Origin of the sequence: Flavobacterium sp. RSP49, assembly GCF_003968735.1 — a bacterium.
GTDB lineage: Bacteria > Bacteroidota > Bacteroidia > Flavobacteriales > Flavobacteriaceae > Flavobacterium.
On record NZ_RYDN01000006.1, the window covers coordinates 53,070 to 73,795 of the forward strand.

Consider the following 20,726-nt stretch of genomic DNA (forward strand, 5'->3'; position numbering starts at 1 on the left):
TATTAAGTGTCGTTTTTTGTTCTTTTTACTTTAAAATAGCAATCCTTTATTTTTAGCTTCTCGAACTAAATCAATATCGCTTCCATGTTCTATTTTTAATAATTCTTTTAAATTCAGTTTGCGTTGCTCAATTGCGCCAAGTGAAATTGGAATATATTGTGGAATGTCATTCAGCTTGGTTCCTTTTGATATATGAAACAAAATATCTTTATCAAATTGATCAATTTCTATTGTATTTTCCTCTGCCTGATTCAACATTTTTAAAACGGACTGACTGTAATATTTTTCGTTTTTTATAAATTTATCGAAAGCAAAAATCAATTCATCAAAAGTTAAATCGTTTTTTATAACCAGTCCACTTGGATTTATTGTTTTGATAATGGTTTTTATCTTCAACAATTCGGTATACATGGTTAGTAATATAATTTTGCAGTTTGGCATGTATTCTAATATTAATTTTGCCAAATCCTCGCCGGAATAAATATTTTTTTCTTCATAAGGCGGCATACTAATATCTAAAAAAGCAATGTCAAATGGCACAATAGCTGGATTGGTAATAATATGGTAGGCTGATTCGCAATCTTTTGCTTTAGTTATAAAAAACTCGAATTCCTTCGGATTATACCTCGTAATTGCATTTTTATATCCTTCTATTATAAAAGGATGGTCGTCAACTATTAATATTTCATTCTTTGTTTTTACTGTATCAACGGAATCATTAGCCATTTTGTATAAGTTGTAAGATTGTTTTTATTCTATTGGGGTGGTAACCGTTATAATTGTTCCTCCTTTTTTTGAGGATTGTATGTCAAAGGTACCATCGCATTCTTTGGCTCGAAAAAGTATGTTTTGCAGACCAATGCCTTTTTTAGCTGTTTTTATATTAAAACCAACACCATTGTCACTAATTTTTAAAATCAAATGATCTTCTTCTTTTCTTAGTTCTGTTTTAATGGTATTAGCATTAGCATATTTATTACTGTTTTGGAGTGCTTCCTGCAGAATACGGTATAAATTGATTTTTAGCGAGTTACTCACCAGCTCCCATTTTATAGCTGGATCAATACTTGAAATTAATTTTGATTTATAAGTCTTTTTTTGGTCTTCAAATAAATTATCAACTATGGCGACGAAGTTATTAATTAATTCTGATTTTTCTCTATTCAAGTCATGTGAAATTTCTCGAATATCCTGCTCAATATTTTTTAATTCTATTAAATAGTTAGTTCTTTTTTCCACAGCATTCTTGTCAGTAATTTTATTCAAGCTGTCCAAGTTAATTCGCACTCCAAACATCCTGCCTAAAACGCCGTCGTGCAATTCGCGTGCTACTCTTTTCTTTTCCTTAATTCTATTTATTTCAATTGTGTTTTGTTGTGTGATCATTAAATTATAAATCTCTTCATTGGCCATTTGCTGATGTTGCTTGAATAACAACTCTCTGTTTTTTGCTTTTTGTGTTCTAATCACAAAGAAAAACAAACTAAGCATTGCCAAACAGCTAAAGATATAAACTAAATTCCTGTTTTGTTGTACTAAGTCCGTATTCTCGTTTTTTATTTCCTCTGTTTCGTATTCAATACGGGTGAATTTATTACCCATTTTACGTTCTGATTTTTGTAATTTCTCGCTGACTTGCATGTATTCCTTTCCATAAACCGCAGCGTTTTGTGGCTCTATAATCGACAATAGCTTCAGCGAATTTAAAACATTACGATAATTGTTTGTTTTTTGAGATAATTCAAGGGCTTGTTTGGCAAACTGACTTGCTTTTAAACTTTTATTCTTAGAATTGAAATATTCGGATAAATTTATTTGACTGGCTATGACGCCCTGAGTTAGTTGCAAACTATCTCTGATTTTTAATGACCGATAAAACAAGTCTGGCAACCCTTCCTTTTCGTTAAGCTTGAATTTAGAATACGCTAGATTATTCAATAACATGGCGTACAATGATGGCTTATCTTTAAAGACATTTTTTTGATCTAGTCCTTTTTGAAAATATCTCTTCGCCTGCTTGAAATCTTGTTTTTTAAGGAGGAGGTAGCCAATGTTATTGTATGAAGTTGCTTTGGGCTGATAAAAAGAGGTCATTAATTCGTCATCAATACTGGCTAAAGCTTTATTGTGATAGCCCATTGCAGTTTTGTAATCCTCTAGTTCATTATAAATCAATCCTAATAAATTATAAGCGTCATATAATGCATCGCTTTTATTACTATTCTTTATAATTTTTAAAACTTTAGAGGACGCTTTTTCAGCACCTAACAAATCACTCTGATTGAATTGCAGGTTTGCTTTATTTATAATAGTTTTTGCTAGATTATAGTTATCATTTAACTCAAAATAGATTTTTTGTGCTTTGTCATAGTATAAAAATGCACTATCCGGGATGCCCTGAGAATCATAATAATCTCCTAAATAATTATTTCCTTTTGCCATACTAAAAGAATCTTGCGTCATTGCAGATTTTTCAAGTATTAATTGCACTGTTTTTATATACTCCTCCCAATTTGGTATGTTATAATATCGATTAGCAATCTTGAATAGATTTACACGATGTAAAGAATCATTTTCTTGAGGGCTAATAATTTTAAAGGTCTTTTGTATGTATTTTTCTCGCTGGGCAGATGGTAGATCAAAATCATTCGCTAGTGACAAATACTTAGAGAGACTGTCTTTAGATTCTATTGATGCTTCGGATTGAGTACTTTTTTTAGTACACCCAAAAAACAAAGAAATAAAAAAAAGTAATGTATAGATTGGATGTTTCAATAGTAAAATTGTTTTACCATCAAAAATAAGAAAATAAACTTATTGGCATAAAAAAAGCTGCCAAATGTTTGACAGCTTTCTTAAATCAATATAATTACTAATATTTTTATTAGTCATTTTTCTTATTCCCCTGACTTGTTGATCCATTTCCAACAATATTTAGTTGTACGTTTTCAATTTTGAAAACTTCTGCTTTGTTATCATTTTTTGTTGTTGAAGTAATTTCTTCATTTGAAGTAAATGAAGTTAATACCAGTACTAAAGAAAATAATCCGATTGTTAAAATTGCTTTTTTCATAATTTGGAGATTTTATATTGTTGTTTGATTTTACTTTTTAGAACCACATTGGTGTGAGATTTTATAGTAAATTTACTCAGACAACTTAAATTTTTTCTAGAAAAAAAGGTATATATGGTAGAACAAGTCTGGATGATAGTGAATGGGTGTCAAATATGGGTGAACGGACAATTTTAGATTTCTAAATAATTACCGTTAGCAAATTCAGCGATAACAAGGTCGATGTTTGTCTTGTACGACTTAGAAAAAGGGAGTTTGACGGTACTGTTTTTTATATAACATACAGCATTTCCGCTGTGAATTCTGGAAATATAGTTTTGATTCACAATATAACTGTTGTGAATTCTTATAAAGGGATATAATAATACCCCTTCAAAATGTTTCAATGTTTTAAAAGCCGTAATCATTTCCCCGTTATTTAAATGAATGTCCGTTGAGTTATTATCGGCTCTAAGGTAACAGATGTCTTTTGCATCAATATAGCGATAATCTCCATAAGATTTGATACACAAAGTGAGTGACTGGTCCTGATGTACTGTTTCAGGTTGTGGCAGGAACGTTGGCTTTTCATCAAGGCTGATCGATTCATTCGAAGTAACCCCGCTTTCGATATTCGATTTATTTAATTTTAAAATCAATTTTATTACATCGATTTGTACTAGTGGCTTTAATAAATAATCAGTCACTTCATATTGTATTGCTTCAAAAGCCAACTCTTTTTTACGGGTGGTAATAATAATTTTAGGGATTATTTTTAGGTAACGGTACAATTCATTGATCAATGCCAAAGACAAATTGCTAGTTGCATCAACAGGATCGATTTCGAGAAAAATTAATTGTGGCGTATGTTCTAAAATTAGATGTAGTCCATCAGCATAATTATTTGCGAAGGCCACAAAAGTTAGTTCTGAAAAACCATCAGCAATGCCTTTTGTTTTCAAAACACTTTCTTGATTGTCGTCAATAATAATGTACAAATAATTCATCAATGGCTTTTCCTGGGATTGTTAAGCATTACATCCGATTTCCAAAGCAAAATATACTTTAGTTTATTAAATTAGGCGGGTTGTTTTAGCAATTTAATGAAACAAAAACATCAAAAAACGATTAAAATGCTTGCGTTTAACATTCTAAAAATAAGCATTTAATCATTTTTTTCACAGGTCTTGTTGATATGTTTTTAACAAATGTTGATACATTAAGATGAAATGCGGATTTATCCGATTAAGAGCACTATAGCTATTTTAAAATATGTTTGAAATTAAATGCACTTAGTAAATTTCTCCTAATAAGAGCTAGTTGCCAGCAAAAAAGCTTTCCTAAAGTCAAGCTGTTACTTGTTGTACTGGTGATTCAAAGAGGAATAATGTCGATTGATAATAACTTTATCCGAATTAACCGCCAAAAAGTAATTGCTAAAAATATTTTTTTTAAAAATTTATCTTACTTTTATTCCAAAAAACAAAAACTATGAAAAAATTATTTGTCTTAATTTGCTTAACTTCTTCTTTATTTGGTTTTAGCCAAGAAAAAGAAACAACTGATTTCAAGAAAAATGAAATTAAACTAAATGTTGCATTTTTAGTTGCAGGTGGTTTCGAAGGAACTTTTGAAAGGATTATAAACGAAGAATCTGCTTTTGGGGTTTCTTTATTTATCCCGATAATTGAGGACATTGAACCAAACTTTAGCGTAACACCATACTATCGTTATTATTTTGGCAAAAAACCTGCTGCAGGATTTTTTGCAGAAGGTTTTGGAATGTTGAATTCCTATGATAGTTATATTTATAATGACAATTCATTTAATTCAGACATAGAAACCAGAACTGATTTTGCTCTTGGTTTTGGTTTAGGAGCTAAATGGATTACCAAAAAAGGATTTCTTTTTGAGATAAATGCAGGTGTTGGACGAAATTTATTTAATAGTTCTGATACTGACTTCGAGATCGTTGGTCGAGGCGGAATAACTTTTGGCTACAGGTTTTAATATTTTAAAGAAGGCTTCTCTCTTGAGAAGCCTTCTTTAAAATAGTCTATTAAGCAAGTCTGCACAGCTACTATATTTTCATGAGCCAATTCTTCATTGAAACTTCATTTTCGATAATAGATTTTAAATCTGCAATAGCCACTCGGTCTTGTTTCATAGTGTCTCTGTGACGAATAGTAACCGTTTGATCTTCGATAGTTTGATGATCTACTGTGATACAAAACGGCGTTCCAAGCGCATCTTGTCTTCTGTAGCGTCTTCCTACGGCATCTTTTTCATCATACGTCACATTAAAATCCCAACGCAAATCGTCAATGATTTTATGTGCGATTTCTGGCAATCCGTCTTTTTTAACCAATGGCAAAATTGCTGCTTTAGTTGGAGCCAGAACCGAAGGTAATTTCAAAACAGTTCTTGTGGAGCCATCTTCTAATGTTTCTTCTTTTAATGAAGTGGCAAAAACTGCCAAGAACATCCTGTCTAATCCAACTGAAGTTTCTACTACATAAGGAACGTAATTCTGATTTAATTCAGTATCAAAATATTGTAATTTTCTGCCGGAAAACTGCTCGTGTGCTTTCAAATCAAAATCAGTTCTGGAGTGAATTCCTTCTAACTCTTTGAATCCAAAAGGAAAGTTAAACTCAATATCAGCCGCTGCATTGGCATAATGGGCTAATTTTTCATGATCGTGAAAACGATAATTTTCTCTTCCTAAACCAAGTGATAAATGCCATTTCAAGCGGGCTTCTTTCCAAAATTCATAATGCTTCATTTCATCGCCTGGACGCACAAAAAATTGCATTTCCATTTGTTCAAACTCCCGCATACGAAAAATAAACTGTCGGGCTACGATTTCATTTCTAAACGCTTTTCCAGTTTGTGCAATCCCAAAAGGAATTTTCATTCGTCCTGATTTTTGAACATTTAGGAAATTGACAAAAATACCTTGTGCCGTTTCCGGACGCAAATATAAATCCATTGCTGTATCTGCGGATGCACCTAATTTGGTACCAAACATCAAGTTAAACTGACGCACTTCGGTCCAGTTTCTGGAACCCGTTTCCGGACAAGCAATCTCCAGTTCTTCGATTAATGCTTTTACATCTTCCAAATCTTCATTTCCTAAAGAACGTCCCAATCGTTCCAGAATTTCTCTCTCTTTGGATTTATACTCTATAACGCGAGGATTTGTAGTCACAAATTCCTGTTCATTGAAGGTGTCACCAAAACGCACTCTTGCCTTTTCGATTTCCTTGATTGCTTTTATGTTGAGTTTTTCAGCATAATCTTCAATCAAAACATCGGCTCTATATCTTTTTTTTGAATCTTTGTTGTCTATCAATGGATCATTGAACGCGTCTACGTGACCCGATGCTTTCCAGGTAGTTGGGTGCATCAATATAGAGGCATCAAGACCTACAATGTTATCGTTCATTTGAACCATGGCGCGCCACCAATATTCGCGTATGTTCTTTTTTAATTCTACTCCGTTTTGTGCATAATCATAGACTGCACTTAAACCATCGTAAATTTCGCTTGACGGAAAAATAAATCCGTATTCTTTTGCATGCGAAATTACATTCTTAAATAAATCTTCTTGTTTTGCCATAATACTGCAAAAATATAAAAAGTGAACTTAAAAAAAAGGAAATTGTTAAAGATTGAAGCATTGTTTTGTCTATTTTTATAAATAAATCCCTGATTACATGTTTGAAAGCATTATTAATCTTTTTTTTCCAAAGGTCTGTTCCGGTTGCAACGCCTTTTTAATTGCGAACGAAAATGTGATTTGTACGGTTTGCAGACACGATATTCCGTTGACCAATCATCATTTGAATCCAGAGAATGATGCTTTCAAAAAATTTTACGGACGAATTCCTGTCGTGCATACTTCTGCTTTGTTTTATTTTCATAAAAAGGGAATTGTCCAAGTGCTTATTCATAATTTGAAATACAAAGGCCACGAAGAAATAGGAACAATTCTAGGGGAATGGTACGCTGAGGATTTGAAAAACATTGAATTATTAACAACTGTAAATGAAATTATTCCAGTTCCATTGCATCGAAGGAAACTAAAAGAAAGGGGATACAACCAAGTTACTGCTTTTGGAAAAGCACTTTCCACTCGTTTAAATGTAGCTTACAATGACTCACTTTTGATTCGGAATGTGTATTCAAAAACGCAATCCAAGAAAAATTTACTAGGCAGAACGGAAGGAATCGAATCTGTTTTTGATGTTTCCTTTACTGAAAAAAATCACAACAAACATTTCCTTTTAATTGATGATGTTATTACAACCGGAGCTACCTTAGAAGCGTGTTCCCGGGCTATACTTAAAATACCGGGTGCAAAAATCAGTATTGTTTGTATGGCGATGGCGCAGTCGTAATTTGGATATTTCGGTTCCAAAACATGTATTTAAAACAGAATGATACCTTAAAGCACAGTCGTTTTTTAGCCCTGATTACTTCACCTAACTTTTACTCTTATAGGAGTTCAGTGAACTTTGTTTGAAGTGAAAATCTTTTTTATGCGCCTTTTCGGTGGATAAAAGATTGGAACAGACGAAGTAAATAGCTTGTGAAAACAAGTATGTTACAACTCTAAAGAGCGCACTATTAATTAATTTTATGAAATTATAACGAAATAGAATTTCTATTTCCAAAGTTAAATGATTAAATTTGGATAAAATATTTATAAATCATTAAACAATCATATTATGGCTTTTGAATTACCACAATTACCTTATGCGTATGACGCATTAGAACCTTATATTGATGCTCGTACAATGGAAATTCATCACTCGAAACATCACAATGCGTATACTACCAATCTTAATGCAGCTATTGCTGGAACGGATATGGAAGGTAAGACGATTGAAAATATTTTGATTAATCTTGATATGAAAAACATGCCCGTTCGCAATAATGGCGGTGGTTTTTACAATCATAATTTGTTTTGGACGGTAATGACGCCAAATGGAGGCGGCCTTCCAACTGGAGATTTATTGGCTGCAATTGAAGCTGCTTTTGGAACTTTTGAAGAATTTAAAGCATCGTTCAGCAAAGCTGGAGCAACTCAATTTGGTTCTGGATGGGCATGGCTTTGTGTTCATAAAGGCGGTAAAGTTGAGGTTTGCGGAACTCCTAACCAAGACAATCCATTAATGCCAGGAATAGGTTGTGGCGGAACTCCAATTTTAGGAATGGATGTTTGGGAACATGCTTATTATTTGCATTATCAAAACAGAAGACCAGATTATATCGAAGCTTTTTTCAATGTAATTAATTGGACGGAAGTGGCGAGAAGATTTGCTTTAGAGAAATAAGCTCCCTAACACCCGAAGGGGGAATTAACAAAAGAGGCTAGAAAAAAAATTTTTTTCTAGCCTCTTTTGTTTCCTGCGAAAATATTTTTTATCTGCTTTGATTTCCCTTTAGTGGTTGGGGCTTTAATTTTATTCTAATAAAAAGGGTGGAATTTCTTCCAACCTTTTTGCCCCAAATCTACCACAAACTTAACCTATTAAAAATATGATTGTTATCTATTGTTACCAAAAATGTTAGACGAACAGCTTAGAAAACTGATTAAAAACCACAAGCTGAAACTTACTAGTAAGCTCTAGCATCTTTCCCCTCGTAAAAATTCATAAAAGCTCTATTAACGACCCTATTTCCTCCTGGCGTTGGATAATCACCAGTAAAATACCAATCCCCTAAATTTTTAGGACAGGCAATATGCAAATCTTCTACCGTTTGGAAAATGATTTTTACCTCGGCCTTTATCTCCGGTGAACTCAACATTTGCGCAATTTTATCTGAAACCTCTTGCGGTTGAAAAGGCGCATATATTGCTGTTACATAATTGATAACTTCGGTGTCATTGAAGTTTTCCTGTGCTTTACATTTTACATATACCTCATCAACAATATGATACATGTTTCTTTCTTTTAGCAATTCTAAAGCTGCTTTAAAAGCTACTAATCCTTCTAGTTTTGCCATATCAATACCGTAACAATCCGGATACCGTATTTGCGGTGCAGAGGATACGATTACAATTCTTTTTGGATTCAAACGATCCATCATTTTGATGATACTCATTTTCAGGGTTGTACCTCGAACAATACTATCATCGATTATTACTAAATTATCCGTTGGTTTGATAACTCCATATGTAACATCATATACATGGGCAACCAAATCATCACGGCTGCTGTCCTCGGTAATAAACGTTCTAAGTTTTGCATCTTTAATTGCGACTTTCTCCGTACGAATTTTGACAGAAAGGAGTTCTTGTAATGATTCCTTAGTTAAGGTATTTCTATTTTGAAGAATATAATTGTTCTTTCTTTGATTCAGAAAATCTTGAGCTGCTTCCACCAATCCGTAGAAAGACGTCTCGGCAGTATTTGGAATATAAGAGAAAACTGTATTGTCTGTGTCTTGATCAATTGATTTTAACACCGCCGGAAGTATCAATCTTCCTAATGTTTTTCTTTCCTGATATATTTCAGCATCACTTCCTCTTGAGAAATAAATTCGTTCAAAAGAACAGGCTTTTTTTACTGTTGGAGGAAGAATCTCTTCCATGGAAACCGTACCGTTTTTCTTAATTATTAATGCCGTGCCAGGTTCTATTTCTTGAACTTTTTCGAAAGGCACATTGAAAACGGTTTGTATAACCGGCCTTTCAGAAGCCACAACAACTACTTCGTCATCTTGATAAAAATAAGCGGGACGTATCCCGGCAGGATCTCTAAAGACAAATGAATCACCGTGACCTAAAAGTCCAGCCATAGCATATCCTCCATCTAAATTTTTAGAAGAACGTCTCAAAATTTTAGCAATATCCAAGCGTTCGGCAATTACAGGAGAAGCTTCTCTTTTAGACAAACCTTCTTCTTTACAATCCTGATACAACTGCATCACTTCTTTGTCCAGAAAATGTCCGATTTTTTCCATAACCGTCACCGTATCTGCCATTTCTTTTGGATGCTGACCCAATTCTACCAAATTTTGGAAAAGTTCTTTCACATTGGTCATATTGAAATTTCCGGCCAATATCAGATTTCGATGCATCCAATTGCTTTGACGCAGAAATGGATGAACGCTTTCAATACTATTTTTTCCAAAAGTTCCATATCGCACATGACCCAAAAACAATTCGCCTAGGTAAGGAATATTTTCTTTTTGAAGCGCTACATCATCCGCATATTCAGGATGAGCTGCCATCTCTTCATTTATTCTTTCATTTATTTGTTTAAATACATCTTGAATAGGCTGCGAATGGTTTGATCGTACGCGACTTATGTATCGCTCACCAGGTTCAACATCCATTTTAATACTTGCAAAACCTGCTCCGTCTTGCCCGCGATTGTGCTGCTTTTCCATAAGGAGATACATTTTTTGTATTCCGTAAAAAGCAGTTCCGTATTTCTCTTTGTAAAATTCAAGCGGTTTGAGTAGTCTAACTAGTGCTATTCCACATTCGTGTTGTAAAGCGTCGCTCATTGTGTTGTTGTTTGTTGTTGTGTTATTCTAAAAAATGAATTGGACTGATTTATATGTGGGCAATAATCAAACCAGATAGTATCTCTTCTATTTTTTTAACAAAAAAACCCCGTTTCCGAGGTTTCCATGTATTATAATTCTATGTCAAACTGTGTCAATGATTTAAATTGTTTTAATCTGGACACAACTTCCTCTTTATCTAAATTAACCATCCGCTCCGTTCCAAATTTCTCCACACTAAATGAGGCTAAATTAGAACCGTATATAACCGCATTTTTCATATTCTCAAAAGAGACGTTTTCACTCTGTGTTAAATATCCTGCAAAACCTCCTGCAAAAGTATCTCCTGCTCCTGTTGGATCAAAAACTTCTTCTAATGGCAGTGCTGGCGCAAAGAAAACTTCTTTATTGTGAAACAAAAGTGCTCCGTGTTCACCTTTTTTTATTACTACATATTTAGGCCCCATATTATGGATCTTAGCGGCCGCTTTCACTAAAGAATATTCTCCTGAAAGTTGTCTTGCTTCTTCGTCATTGATTGTAATCACATCAACACGTTTCATTACATCCAATAATTCAGGCAAAGCACAATCCATCCAAAAATTCATAGTGTCGAGCACCACTAATTTTGGTTTAGTTTCCATTTGGTCAATTACGCTACTTTGTACTAATGGATGTAAATTTCCTAACATTACTATATCGGCATTTTTAAAATTCTGAGGGACTTTCGGTTGAAAATCACCCAAAACATTAAGTTCCGTTGCTAATGTATCTCTTGAATTCAAATCGTTATGGTAAAGACCGCTCCAAAAAAACGTTTTTCCACCTTTTACTACTTCAAGTCCAGAAATATCAATGTTTCTTGCTGTCAATAAATCTAAATATTCTTGTGGAAAATCATCGCCAACGACAGAAACTATGGCAGATTGTAAATTAAAAAAAGAAGCCGAAAGTCCTATATAAGGTGCAGCTCCACCTAATATTTTATCCGTTTTGCCAAAAGGCGTTTCTATACCATCAAAAGCAACGCTTCCAACAATCAATAATTTATTCATTTATGTAGATTCAAATTAAGGCGCAAAGATAGGGTATAACTTGTGAAGTTGCAAAGAGTCTGAGGTGTAAAATTTTGCCAAATTAAGAGGTAGTCCTAGACTAATTTACGCCATAATTATTAGAGTTGTTATCCTTATTTGAATTTATGATTTAACCAAAATATTTTTATTTAATAAGTCAATAATAGCCTCATTTTCTTGGTTCACCGCATAATCCAAAGCCGTTTTTCCAAAAATGTCTGTTTGATGCGTATTAATTTTATATTTCAACAAAATTTCCACACATTTTTCCTGACCAAAAGTGGCAGCAAAAAATAACGCATTTGCCTTATTGTAATTTATTATGTCTGGACTTGCTTTGTGTGCCAATAACAATTCTGCTAAGGAAGAATACCCTTTAAAGCACGCACCCATCAAAGCGGAATTGCCGGAGGAATCCTGAATATCTAAATTTGCTTTTTGCGAAATCAAATACGTTGCAACCTCATAATTATTATTGTAAACCGACAGAATAAGCAAACTATAACCAGAGGAATTTAATAAATTTATATCATTTCCTTCCTGTACAAATTTTTCAATCGTTTTTAGATCATTGGTCCTTGCCGCTTCAAAAACATCCTTGTTTTGTGCGTTCAAAAAACCAGAAATTAAAATCAATAAGGTGAAAATTATTTTTTTCATTTTTTTAAAATTTAAATAGTAAAGGAGCGCTAAAAACGCTCCTTTATTAAGTTTCCTTACAATTATTGCATCATTAAAGATTCTAATTCTTTACGATCCATTTTAAGTTCTTTTGCTAAACGCATTCCGTATTCTCTATCCGCTTGATAAAAATGAGCAATCATCTTAGCAACAATTACTTTGTTTTTTACTTGTTTTAAAGCACCTGATAAATTAAAAATTAATGCATCTTGATCTTTCTTAGAAAAAGAACGGTACAAATCGCCCGCTTGTGCGAAATCATTTGGTTTCGAAATTTTTGACTGTGCAGTAGTTGCGTTTGCAAATTCTGATTTTGAATACTTGAATTTTGCATCATCCTTTACCTCCGGTTTATTTGTTGAAGGCTGATAATTTACATCACCAGTTTGAGGGCGCAACGACATATACCCATTTTCATTGTAGGTGTTCACTCCGTTTTTAGGCATGTTTACTGGAATTTGTTGAAAATTCCCTCCTAAACGATGGCGTTGTGTATCAGTATATGAGAACAATCTCCCTTGTAATAATTTATCTTCTGAAGGCTCAATACCTGGAACTAAAATTGCTGGAGAAAAAGCGGCTTGCTCTATTTGCTGAAAATAATTAGTAGGATTTTGATTCAAAGTCATCGTTCCTACTTTTATCAGTTTAGCAATTTTTTCAGGCCAAATTTTAGTAGGATCAACAGCATTAAAATCCAAAGCTAAAAAATCTTCTTTCTTCAACATTTGAACATACAAATCCCATTTTGGGAAATTCCCTTTTTCTATTTCATTACGCAAATCCAAAGTAGCATGTTCAATTTGTGTGGATTGAATTGCATTAGCTTCGGCTTGCGATAAATTACGTACTTCTTGTTGCGGAACCCATTTGTATTTTACGTAGGTTACTTCGCCTTTCGCATTTACCCATTTGTAAGCATGTACTCCATTTCCTTCCATTTGGCGAAAATTAGCAGGGATTCCATAGTCAGAAAATACCCAAGTAAACATGTGCGTTGATTCTGGTACATTGGAAAAGAAATCGAATGCTCTGTTCGGATCTGATGCGCCGTTTGTTATTGGGGACGGTTTAAAGGCATGAACCATGTCTGGAAACTTCATTGCGTCACGGATAAAGAAAACAGGCAAATTGTTTCCTACTAAATCATAATTTCCTTGTTCAGTATAAAATTTAACTGCAAAACCTCGAGGATCACGGTATGTTTCCGGGGAGCCTGCCTGATGTATTACCATTGAGAACCGAACCAATAATGGTGTTTTTTTACCCGCTTTATTTAAGAAATCTGCCATCGTAACATCCGAAAAATCAGAGGCAGCAACAAATTCTCCAAATGCACCAGTTCCTCGAGCATGAACCACTCTTTCCGGGATGCGTTCGCGGTCAAATGCAGCTAGTTTTTCAATCAAATGAATGTCTTCAAGCAGGACTTGTCCATCTTGTCCAATTGTTTTTGAATTTTGATTGTCTCCTACTGGAGCTCCGGAATTTGTTGTCAACGTTTGACCAAGTGTTAGCTGAGTTATCACTAATGCTAGTGATAAGACTAATGCTTTTTGTTTCATAAGGTTATTTTTTTTATTTAATTCATGCAAAAATATTGACAAAAATCATATTGACATAACTGAAATTTTATATCTTTGCTATAGACAATATCTATATATGAATATCCAACAATTAGAATATATAATTGCAGTAGATCGCTTAAAAAATTTCACTAAGGCCGCAGAGTATTGCAATGTAACTCAAGCAACATTGAGCGCAATGGTCAAGAAATTAGAGCAAGAGCTTGGAATAGTGATTTTTGACCGAAAGAAAAATCCAACTGAAACAACCGAAATTGGAATAGAAACTATTGAAAATGCAAAAAAAGTAGTTCTTCATAGCCAGCTTTTAAAAGACAACGCCAAAAAGAGTATTGGAAAAATTGAAGGAAAAATTAGAATTGGAATCATCCCGACAATAGCAAACTCTTTACTTCCAAAAATTTTAAAACCTATTTTAGAAAACTTTCCTGACTTAAAACTAGAAATTTCAGAACAAACAACCAACTCCATTACAAAACAGCTGAAAGAAGGGCAACTTGACATGGGAATTGTTGCGACACCTTTACATGACACTGAAATTGAAGATATCGTGTTATTTTATGAAACTTTAATGGTGTATGGCGACATTGACCCGGTACAGAACTATATTTTACCCGATGAAATTAGAAATCATAAAATCTGGCTTTTGGAAGAAGGTCATTGTCTTAGAGAACAATTTATTAAATTATGTTCTTTAAAGAAAAAAGAAAAAATGGTTGAAAATTTAAAACTTGAAGCAAGTTCTTTTGATACTTTATTGAATATGATTGACGAATTTGGCGGATTAACTTTGATTCCCGAATTATATTACAACACCCTTTCTACCGAAAGAAAAAAACAAGTCAGTTTTTTTAATGCTCCTATTCCGGTTCGTGAAATGAGTATTATTTACCACCGTCCTTATGCAAAAATCAGAACCATTGAAGCGCTTGCCAAAATCATTCACAGCACAATAAACAAAGATTTGATTTCAAATAAATATAAAAAAAGCGAATTAGCAATTACTCAAATATAATAATCACTCACACGTGCTTTCATAAAAAGCATCTATAGAAAGTTGTTTTTGCATTGAAGCCATAACAGCTAAGGCATCACATCTTTCGTTTTGGACATGATTGTTGTGGCCTTTGATCCACTTAAAATCTACTTTGTGTTTTCTGTATACAATTAAAAATCGTTTCCACAAATCAGCATTTTTCCGGTCTGCAAAACCTTTTTTTTCCCAACCCAAAACCCATTTTTTAATTACTGAATCCACCACATATTTAGAATCCGAAATCACCAAAACGGTAGTATTAGGATTTTTTAGCTTTTCGAGACCTGCAATTACTGCCAACAACTCCATTCTGTTATTAGTGGTTCGACGAAAACCTTCATAGAATTCCTTTTTATAAGGTTTTCCTACCCATTCCATAACAACGCCATAGCCACCGTTGCCTGGATTGCCTTTAGCAGCACCGTCTGTGTATATGTGTACGTCGTGAGCAATCAAAATTATAAATTATGAGTTAATAGTCTTTCAATCACTTCCGGAAAATACTTTTGTTCCAATTCATGAATTTTATAGGCCACTTCTTCTGGAGTTTCGTGACCTGATAAAATTATTTTTTTTTGAAAAAGAATATTTCCTTCGTCATAATTTTCATTAACATAATGAATGGTAATTCCGGTTTCTTTTTCATTATTTTCCACAATGGCTCGGTGAATATTCATCCCGTACATTCCTTTGCCACCATATTTTGGCAACAAGGCAGGATGTATGTTTATGATCTTATCCGGATAGGATGTGATGATATTTTCAGGAAATTTCAATAAAAAACCAGCCAAAACAATCAGATCAGGCTGAATTGTATTTATTTTACGTAATACTTCCCCTTCAATAAGTTGTTCTTTAGTAAAAATATTCGTTGCAACGCCATGGTTTTTTGCTTTGTCAAGCACCTTGGCGATGGAGCTGTTTGCAAAGACTGCTTGAACCGTTGCAAGTTTAGATTTTGCAAAATACTTTATGATGTTTTCAGCATTAGTACCCGATCCAGAAGCAAAAACGACAATTTTTTTCATAACCTAGCTTGTTTTAATGATGCAAAAAAAGGGATAAAAAATGAAAATAAATAACATTGTGGCAGCTTTGTTAAAATAAATTTCATAATTTAGTTGTCACATTTATTAACTAAATAGTTGTTTTCAAATAAAGTTTTTTATTTTTGCCAACAAATTAAATTCTAAAATTAAAGATTATGTCAGACATTGCATCAAGAGTAAAAGCGATTATCGTAGACAAATTAGGTGTTGACGAAAACGAAGTTGTAACAGAAGCAAGCTTCACTAATGATTTAGGAGCTGACTCATTAGACACTGTTGAGCTTATTATGGAATTCGAAAAAGAATTTGACATTCAAATTCCAGATGATCAAGCAGAAAACATCGCTACTGTAGGTCAAGCAATCTCTTACATCGAGGAAGCAAAAAAATAATAAATACGCACCCGTTTACAATCTTGTAAGCGGGTGTTATTATTATTTTGAAATTAAATTCGAGATTGGATTTCAATCAAAAAGATATTTATTGTAATACCCATGGCTCTTTTTGTAAAAATACAGTAAAGAAAGCATGGGTTTTATTTGTTTAAAGATAACAAAAAATAAAGAATTTATGGTATTAAGACGAGTTGTTGTAACAGGTTTAGGTGCTCTTACTCCTATTGGAAATAACATTCAAGAATATTGGAATGGACTTATTAATGGCGTTAGTGGAGCAGCACCAATAACTTATTTTGATGCTTCAAAATTTAAAACTCAATTTGCGTGTGAATTGAAAAATTTTAATGCGGAAGATTTCTTAGACAGAAAAGAGGCTAGAAAAATGGATCGCTATGCGCAGTATGCTATGGTTGCCTCTGATGAAGCGGTTGTAGATGCCGGTTTCAATTTTGAAAAATTAGACAAAGACAGAGTAGGTGTTATCTGGGGCTCTGGAATTGGAGGATTAGAAACTTTTCAAATTGAAATGTTGAACTTTGCTGCAGGTGATGGTACTCCTAAATTTAATCCTTTCTTTATTCCAAAAATGATTTCGGATATCGCAGGAGGACATATCTCTATAAAATACGGATTCAGAGGTCCAAATTTTACCACTGTTTCTGCTTGTGCTTCTTCTACAAATGCTATTATTGATGCTTTCAACTATATAAGATTAGGTCATGCTGATGCTATGATAACCGGAGGCTCTGAAGCTGCGGTGACCATAGCCGGAATGGGTGGCTTTAATGCCATGCATGCTTTATCTACCAGAAATGACGATCCTAAAACCGCTTCTAGACCAATGGATAAAGATCGAGATGGTTTTATCTTAGGCGAAGGAGCTGGCGCATTAGTCCTAGAAGAATACGAACACGCTATTGCTCGTGGAGCAAATATTTACTGCGAAATTGGCGGTGGCGGAATGTCAGCTGATGCCTACCATATTACGGCACCGCATCCTGATGGATTAGGCGCTAAAAATGTAATGTTAAACTGTTTGAGAGATGCCGGTTTACAAGCAACTGATGTAGATGGTGTGAATATGCACGGAACCTCTACGCCACTTGGTGACATGGCAGAATCTAAAGCAATACTTCATGTTTTTGGGGAACATGCTTACACGATGAATTTAAATTCGACTAAATCTATGACAGGCCATTTACTTGGTGCAGCCGGAGCAGTAGAAACAATTTCTTCGATACTTTCCTTAAAACATGGACTAGTCCCACCAACAATAAATCATTTCACAGATGATGAAAATATCGACGCTAAACTAAATTTTACGTTCAACAAAGTTCAGAAAAGAGAAATGAATGTAGTGATGAGTAACACTTTCGGTTTTGGAGGTCACAATGCTTGTGTACTAGTAAAAAAATTAGAAATCTAATTATAAATGCGTATAATTAGAAAAATATTTTCAAAATCCCGTTCTCCAGAAGACGGGATTTTTTTTGATTCTATTCAGAAAATTCTAGGATTTGCCCCATTAAACCTTGATTTTTATAAAAAAGCATTCACCCATCGTTCCTCTAATCGCCTTGATATTTTAGGAAATCCAATCAATTATGAACGGTTAGAATTTTTGGGAGACGCAATGTTAAGCTCCGTTATTGCGGCTCATCTATTCAATAAAGCACCTGCTGGTGACGAGGGATATTTGACTAAAATGCGTTCTAAAATTGTGAGTAGGGAGCATTTGAACGAATTAGGGAAAGACTTAAATCTTGTACAATACATAGAAAGTAAAGTGCCACTTCAGCATTTTGGCGAGAACATCCATGGTAATATTTTTGAGTCATTGGTGGGAGCGATTTACTTAGACCGAGGCTATGTATATTGCGAAAAATTTATTCAAAAAAGAGTAGTACTACCTTATGTAGATATTGCAAGACTCGAAGGAAAAGTAATCAGTTACAAAAGTCTGGTGATAGAATGGTGTCAAAAAGAAAAAAAAATATTTCATTATGATATTTTTGAGGACAATGCTATTGATGGGCAACGCTTATTTGGCGTGAAACTTAGCATTGACAATAAAGTGATTGCAAAAGCACGAGCCACATCAAAAAAGAAAGCAGAAGAAAAAGCATCCCAACGCGCTTATTTTGCATTTCAAGAAAAAATGGAAAGAAAATAATTTAATATACACAAAACTATATCGTTTTCGTTTATAAATTAACAAAAACATCACCTTGTGAGCGGTCAATACTTCGATAGAAATACTATATTTACATCTTATTTTTTCATGAAATGGCTATTCTTAAACTTGATCTGGGCGAATTTGACGAAATAGATTACTATCTTATTGCGATTCATACTTCATTAGAGGACTATCGTTTGGCATTTTTTATTAATCAAATGCTGCCTGTCAATCTTAGTAAAAGTAATAGTGAAATTCAAATTAATATTAAAGAAGGAGAAACAGGTTTTTCCAGATTTTATTATGAAGACATTGAAAGCGGCATTTCCTGGAATTTGATTCAAAATAAAAATGAAGTCATCCAGTATAAAAAAGGAAATAACCAAAATCTATTTTCTAACGTGTCCATGGAAGTTTCAACAAAAGTCTTTTTACTTCCTGAATTTAAAAAAGTAGATTATTTTTTAAAAATAGAACATCACGAAGATACCTTAAACGTATCCCAAACGCAACTCCTATTAAATACCATAAACAGCATATCTACTGTTTATATAGTAGATACAAATAAAATAAAATCTAAAAACAATTTAATTTTTTAATACAAATGCTTACAAACAAAAAAACTAAAATTGTAGCCACACTTGGGCCTGCATGCAGTACAAGAGAGATCATAAAAGACATGATCGAAGCTGGTGTAAATGTGTTCCGAGTAAACTTCTCGCATGCGGACTACAATGATGTAAAAGAAAAAATAAGCCTTATACGAGGTTTAAATGAAGAGTTTGGTTATACAACGGCTATTCTTGGCGATTTACAAGGGCCAAAACTTCGAGTAGGAGTTATGGAGGAAGGTGTCGTCGTACACGATGGGGATCTAATTACATTTACAACTGCCGAAGATATTCTTGGAACTGCTAAGAAAGTATTCATGAAATATCAAAACTTTCCAAATGATGTAAATCCTGGAGAAAGAATTTTGCTTGATGATGGTAAACTCATTTTCGAAATCGTGGAGACGGATAAAAAATCAGAAGTTATAGCAAGAGTAATTCAAGGTGGCGAATTGAAATCAAAAAAAGGAGTAAATTTACCTAATACAAAAATATCCCTACCGGCAATGACCGAAAAAGATATTGCAGATGCCATTTTTGCCATTGGCCAAAATGTAGATTGGATTGCCTTATCTTTCGTGAAAACACCACAAGATTTACAAGAATTACAAGAATTAATCGCCAAACATTCAGAACATAAAATTCCAATTATTGCCAAAATCGAAATGCCGGAAGCACTAGAAAACATTGACAAAATTGTTGCTTATTGTGATGGTCTGATGGTTGCCCGCGGAGATTTAGGAGTAGAACTTCCTGCTCATGAAGTACCGTTAGTTCAAAAAGAACTTATTCGCAGAGCCAAAACGGCTAGAATTCCAGTTATTGTTGCCACGCAAATGATGGAAACAATGATTACGTCTCTTACACCAACTCGTGCCGAAGTAAATGATGTTGCTAACTCCGTTATGGATGGTGCTGATGCCGTAATGCTTTCGGGAGAAACAGCAACTGGAAATTATCCGGTTCAGGTAATTCAAAAAATGACACAAATCATTGAAGCTGTAGAAGATTCACCGCTAATCCAAGTGCCACAAAATACGCCACAGATAAAAACAAAACGATTTATCACTAAAACAATTTGTCACCACGCTGCCTCCATGGCTAATGTAATCAAAGCAAAAGCAATTTGTACTTTGACAAATAGTGGGTATACCGCATTTCAAATTTCTGCATGGAGACCAAATGCACATATTTTAGTGTTTACCTCAAATAAGAGAATCCTTACTCAGCTTAATTTATTATGGGGTGTAAAATCTTTCATGTACACTAAAGATGTAAGCACAGATGATACCGTAACGGACATAAATGAAATTGTAAAACAAAAAGGGTTTGTACAAAAAGGAGATTTCCTTATCAATTTAGCAGCAATGCCTATTAAGGAAAAGGGGATGGTAAACACCCTGAGAGTTTCTGAAATAGAATAATAAAACATTCTCATTATGTATTAAAAATCCGTCTGGTTCGATCAACAGACGGATTTTTTTGTTAAAAACACGGTAAAAAATTGATTTTCAATAAGTAAATTACAATTGCACTT

20 protein-coding genes are annotated in these 20,726 nt (G+C 33.8%); 9 read left to right on the top strand and 11 right to left on the bottom strand.

The window, feature by feature from the left end; genetic code table 11:
* Nucleotides 1-30: 30 nt before the first annotated feature.
* From EKM02_RS05005 to EKM02_RS05020, 4 genes are all read right to left on the bottom strand, one after another.
* Entirely contained in the window at nt 31-726 is a 696-nt protein-coding gene (locus EKM02_RS05005; protein ID WP_126452707.1) for a response regulator, read from the bottom strand.
* Between the two features lie 24 nt (nt 727-750).
* Nucleotides 751-2,775 (bottom strand): tetratricopeptide repeat-containing sensor histidine kinase, encoded by a 2,025-nt coding sequence (locus EKM02_RS05010; protein WP_234423154.1) that lies wholly within the window; start codon nt 2,773-2,775, stop codon nt 751-753.
* 109 nt (nt 2,776-2,884) lie between these two features.
* Entirely contained in the window at nt 2,885-3,073 is a 189-nt protein-coding gene (locus EKM02_RS05015) for a hypothetical protein (RefSeq protein WP_126452709.1), read from the bottom strand.
* A 173-nt stretch (nt 3,074-3,246) separates the two neighbouring features.
* Nucleotides 3,247-4,059 (bottom strand): LytR/AlgR family response regulator transcription factor, encoded by an 813-nt coding sequence (locus tag EKM02_RS05020; protein ID WP_126452711.1) that lies wholly within the window; start codon nt 4,057-4,059, stop codon nt 3,247-3,249.
* Between the two features lie 484 nt (nt 4,060-4,543).
* On the opposite strand from EKM02_RS05020, the gene EKM02_RS05025 reads away from it, so the two are divergent.
* The gene (locus tag EKM02_RS05025; RefSeq protein WP_158614720.1) at nt 4,544-5,062 is read left to right on the top strand and encodes a DUF3575 domain-containing protein; all 519 of its coding nucleotides are present in this window, start codon (nt 4,544-4,546) and stop codon (nt 5,060-5,062) included.
* A 70-nt stretch (nt 5,063-5,132) separates the two neighbouring features.
* On the opposite strand, the gene EKM02_RS05030 is transcribed toward EKM02_RS05025, so the two are convergent.
* Complete coding sequence (locus EKM02_RS05030; protein WP_126452713.1) at nt 5,133-6,674, bottom strand: glycine--tRNA ligase; 1,542 nt, start codon at nt 6,672-6,674, stop codon at nt 5,133-5,135.
* 97 nt (nt 6,675-6,771) lie between these two features.
* Here EKM02_RS05030 and EKM02_RS05035 point away from each other — a divergent pair, with 97 nt between their 5' ends.
* Nucleotides 6,772-7,455 (top strand): ComF family protein, encoded by a 684-nt coding sequence (locus EKM02_RS05035; RefSeq protein ID WP_126452715.1) that lies wholly within the window; start codon nt 6,772-6,774, stop codon nt 7,453-7,455.
* A gap of 330 nt (nt 7,456-7,785) precedes the next feature.
* Nucleotides 7,786-8,394, top strand: a complete 609-nt coding sequence (locus tag EKM02_RS05040) for a superoxide dismutase (RefSeq protein WP_126452717.1) — start codon at nt 7,786-7,788, stop codon at nt 8,392-8,394.
* A gap of 283 nt (nt 8,395-8,677) precedes the next feature.
* Here EKM02_RS05040 and EKM02_RS05045 read toward each other — a convergent pair whose 3' ends face one another.
* From EKM02_RS05045 to EKM02_RS05060, 4 genes are all read right to left on the bottom strand, one after another.
* The gene (locus EKM02_RS05045) at nt 8,678-10,576 is read right to left on the bottom strand and encodes an amidophosphoribosyltransferase (RefSeq protein ID WP_126452719.1); all 1,899 of its coding nucleotides are present in this window, start codon (nt 10,574-10,576) and stop codon (nt 8,678-8,680) included.
* A gap of 131 nt (nt 10,577-10,707) precedes the next feature.
* The gene (locus tag EKM02_RS05050) at nt 10,708-11,631 is read right to left on the bottom strand and encodes a PfkB family carbohydrate kinase (RefSeq protein ID WP_126452721.1); all 924 of its coding nucleotides are present in this window, start codon (nt 11,629-11,631) and stop codon (nt 10,708-10,710) included.
* A 144-nt stretch (nt 11,632-11,775) separates the two neighbouring features.
* A complete protein-coding gene (locus EKM02_RS05055; RefSeq protein ID WP_126452723.1) occupies nt 11,776-12,312 on the bottom strand; it encodes an ankyrin repeat domain-containing protein in 537 nt (178 codons plus the stop codon).
* 62 nt (nt 12,313-12,374) lie between these two features.
* Nucleotides 12,375-13,898 carry a catalase gene (locus tag EKM02_RS05060; protein ID WP_126452725.1) on the bottom strand — a complete coding sequence of 508 codons (1,524 nt, stop codon included), beginning with the start codon at nt 13,896-13,898 and terminating at the stop codon, nt 12,375-12,377.
* Nucleotides 13,899-13,995: 97 nt separating this feature from the next.
* On the opposite strand from EKM02_RS05060, the gene EKM02_RS05065 reads away from it, so the two are divergent.
* Nucleotides 13,996-14,934: a hydrogen peroxide-inducible genes activator gene (locus EKM02_RS05065; protein ID WP_126452727.1), complete on the top strand. Its 939-nt coding sequence runs from the start codon at nt 13,996-13,998 to the stop codon at nt 14,932-14,934.
* 3 nt (nt 14,935-14,937) lie between these two features.
* Here EKM02_RS05065 and rnhA read toward each other — a convergent pair whose 3' ends face one another.
* Nucleotides 14,938-15,408 carry a ribonuclease HI gene (rnhA, locus tag EKM02_RS05070; RefSeq protein WP_126452875.1) on the bottom strand — a complete coding sequence of 157 codons (471 nt, stop codon included), beginning with the start codon at nt 15,406-15,408 and terminating at the stop codon, nt 14,938-14,940.
* A gap of 5 nt (nt 15,409-15,413) precedes the next feature.
* On the bottom strand, nt 15,414-15,983 hold the full coding sequence (locus tag EKM02_RS05075) for a phosphoribosylglycinamide formyltransferase (RefSeq protein ID WP_126452729.1): 570 nt from the start codon (nt 15,981-15,983) through the stop codon (nt 15,414-15,416).
* 176 nt (nt 15,984-16,159) lie between these two features.
* On the opposite strand from EKM02_RS05075, the gene EKM02_RS05080 reads away from it, so the two are divergent.
* From EKM02_RS05080 to pyk, 5 genes are all read left to right on the top strand, one after another.
* Entirely contained in the window at nt 16,160-16,396 is a 237-nt protein-coding gene (locus EKM02_RS05080; RefSeq protein WP_007137004.1) for an acyl carrier protein, read from the top strand.
* A gap of 178 nt (nt 16,397-16,574) precedes the next feature.
* Nucleotides 16,575-17,828 carry a beta-ketoacyl-ACP synthase II gene (gene fabF / locus EKM02_RS05085; RefSeq protein ID WP_126452731.1) on the top strand — a complete coding sequence of 418 codons (1,254 nt, stop codon included), beginning with the start codon at nt 16,575-16,577 and terminating at the stop codon, nt 17,826-17,828.
* Nucleotides 17,829-17,834: 6 nt separating this feature from the next.
* Nucleotides 17,835-18,575 carry a ribonuclease III family protein gene (locus EKM02_RS05090; protein WP_126452733.1) on the top strand — a complete coding sequence of 247 codons (741 nt, stop codon included), beginning with the start codon at nt 17,835-17,837 and terminating at the stop codon, nt 18,573-18,575.
* Between the two features lie 113 nt (nt 18,576-18,688).
* Nucleotides 18,689-19,177 carry an IPExxxVDY family protein gene (locus tag EKM02_RS05095; RefSeq protein ID WP_126452735.1) on the top strand — a complete coding sequence of 163 codons (489 nt, stop codon included), beginning with the start codon at nt 18,689-18,691 and terminating at the stop codon, nt 19,175-19,177.
* Nucleotides 19,178-19,182: 5 nt separating this feature from the next.
* Nucleotides 19,183-20,613 carry a pyruvate kinase gene (gene pyk, locus EKM02_RS05100; RefSeq protein WP_126452737.1) on the top strand — a complete coding sequence of 477 codons (1,431 nt, stop codon included), beginning with the start codon at nt 19,183-19,185 and terminating at the stop codon, nt 20,611-20,613.
* Nucleotides 20,614-20,726: the final 113 nt, after the last annotated feature.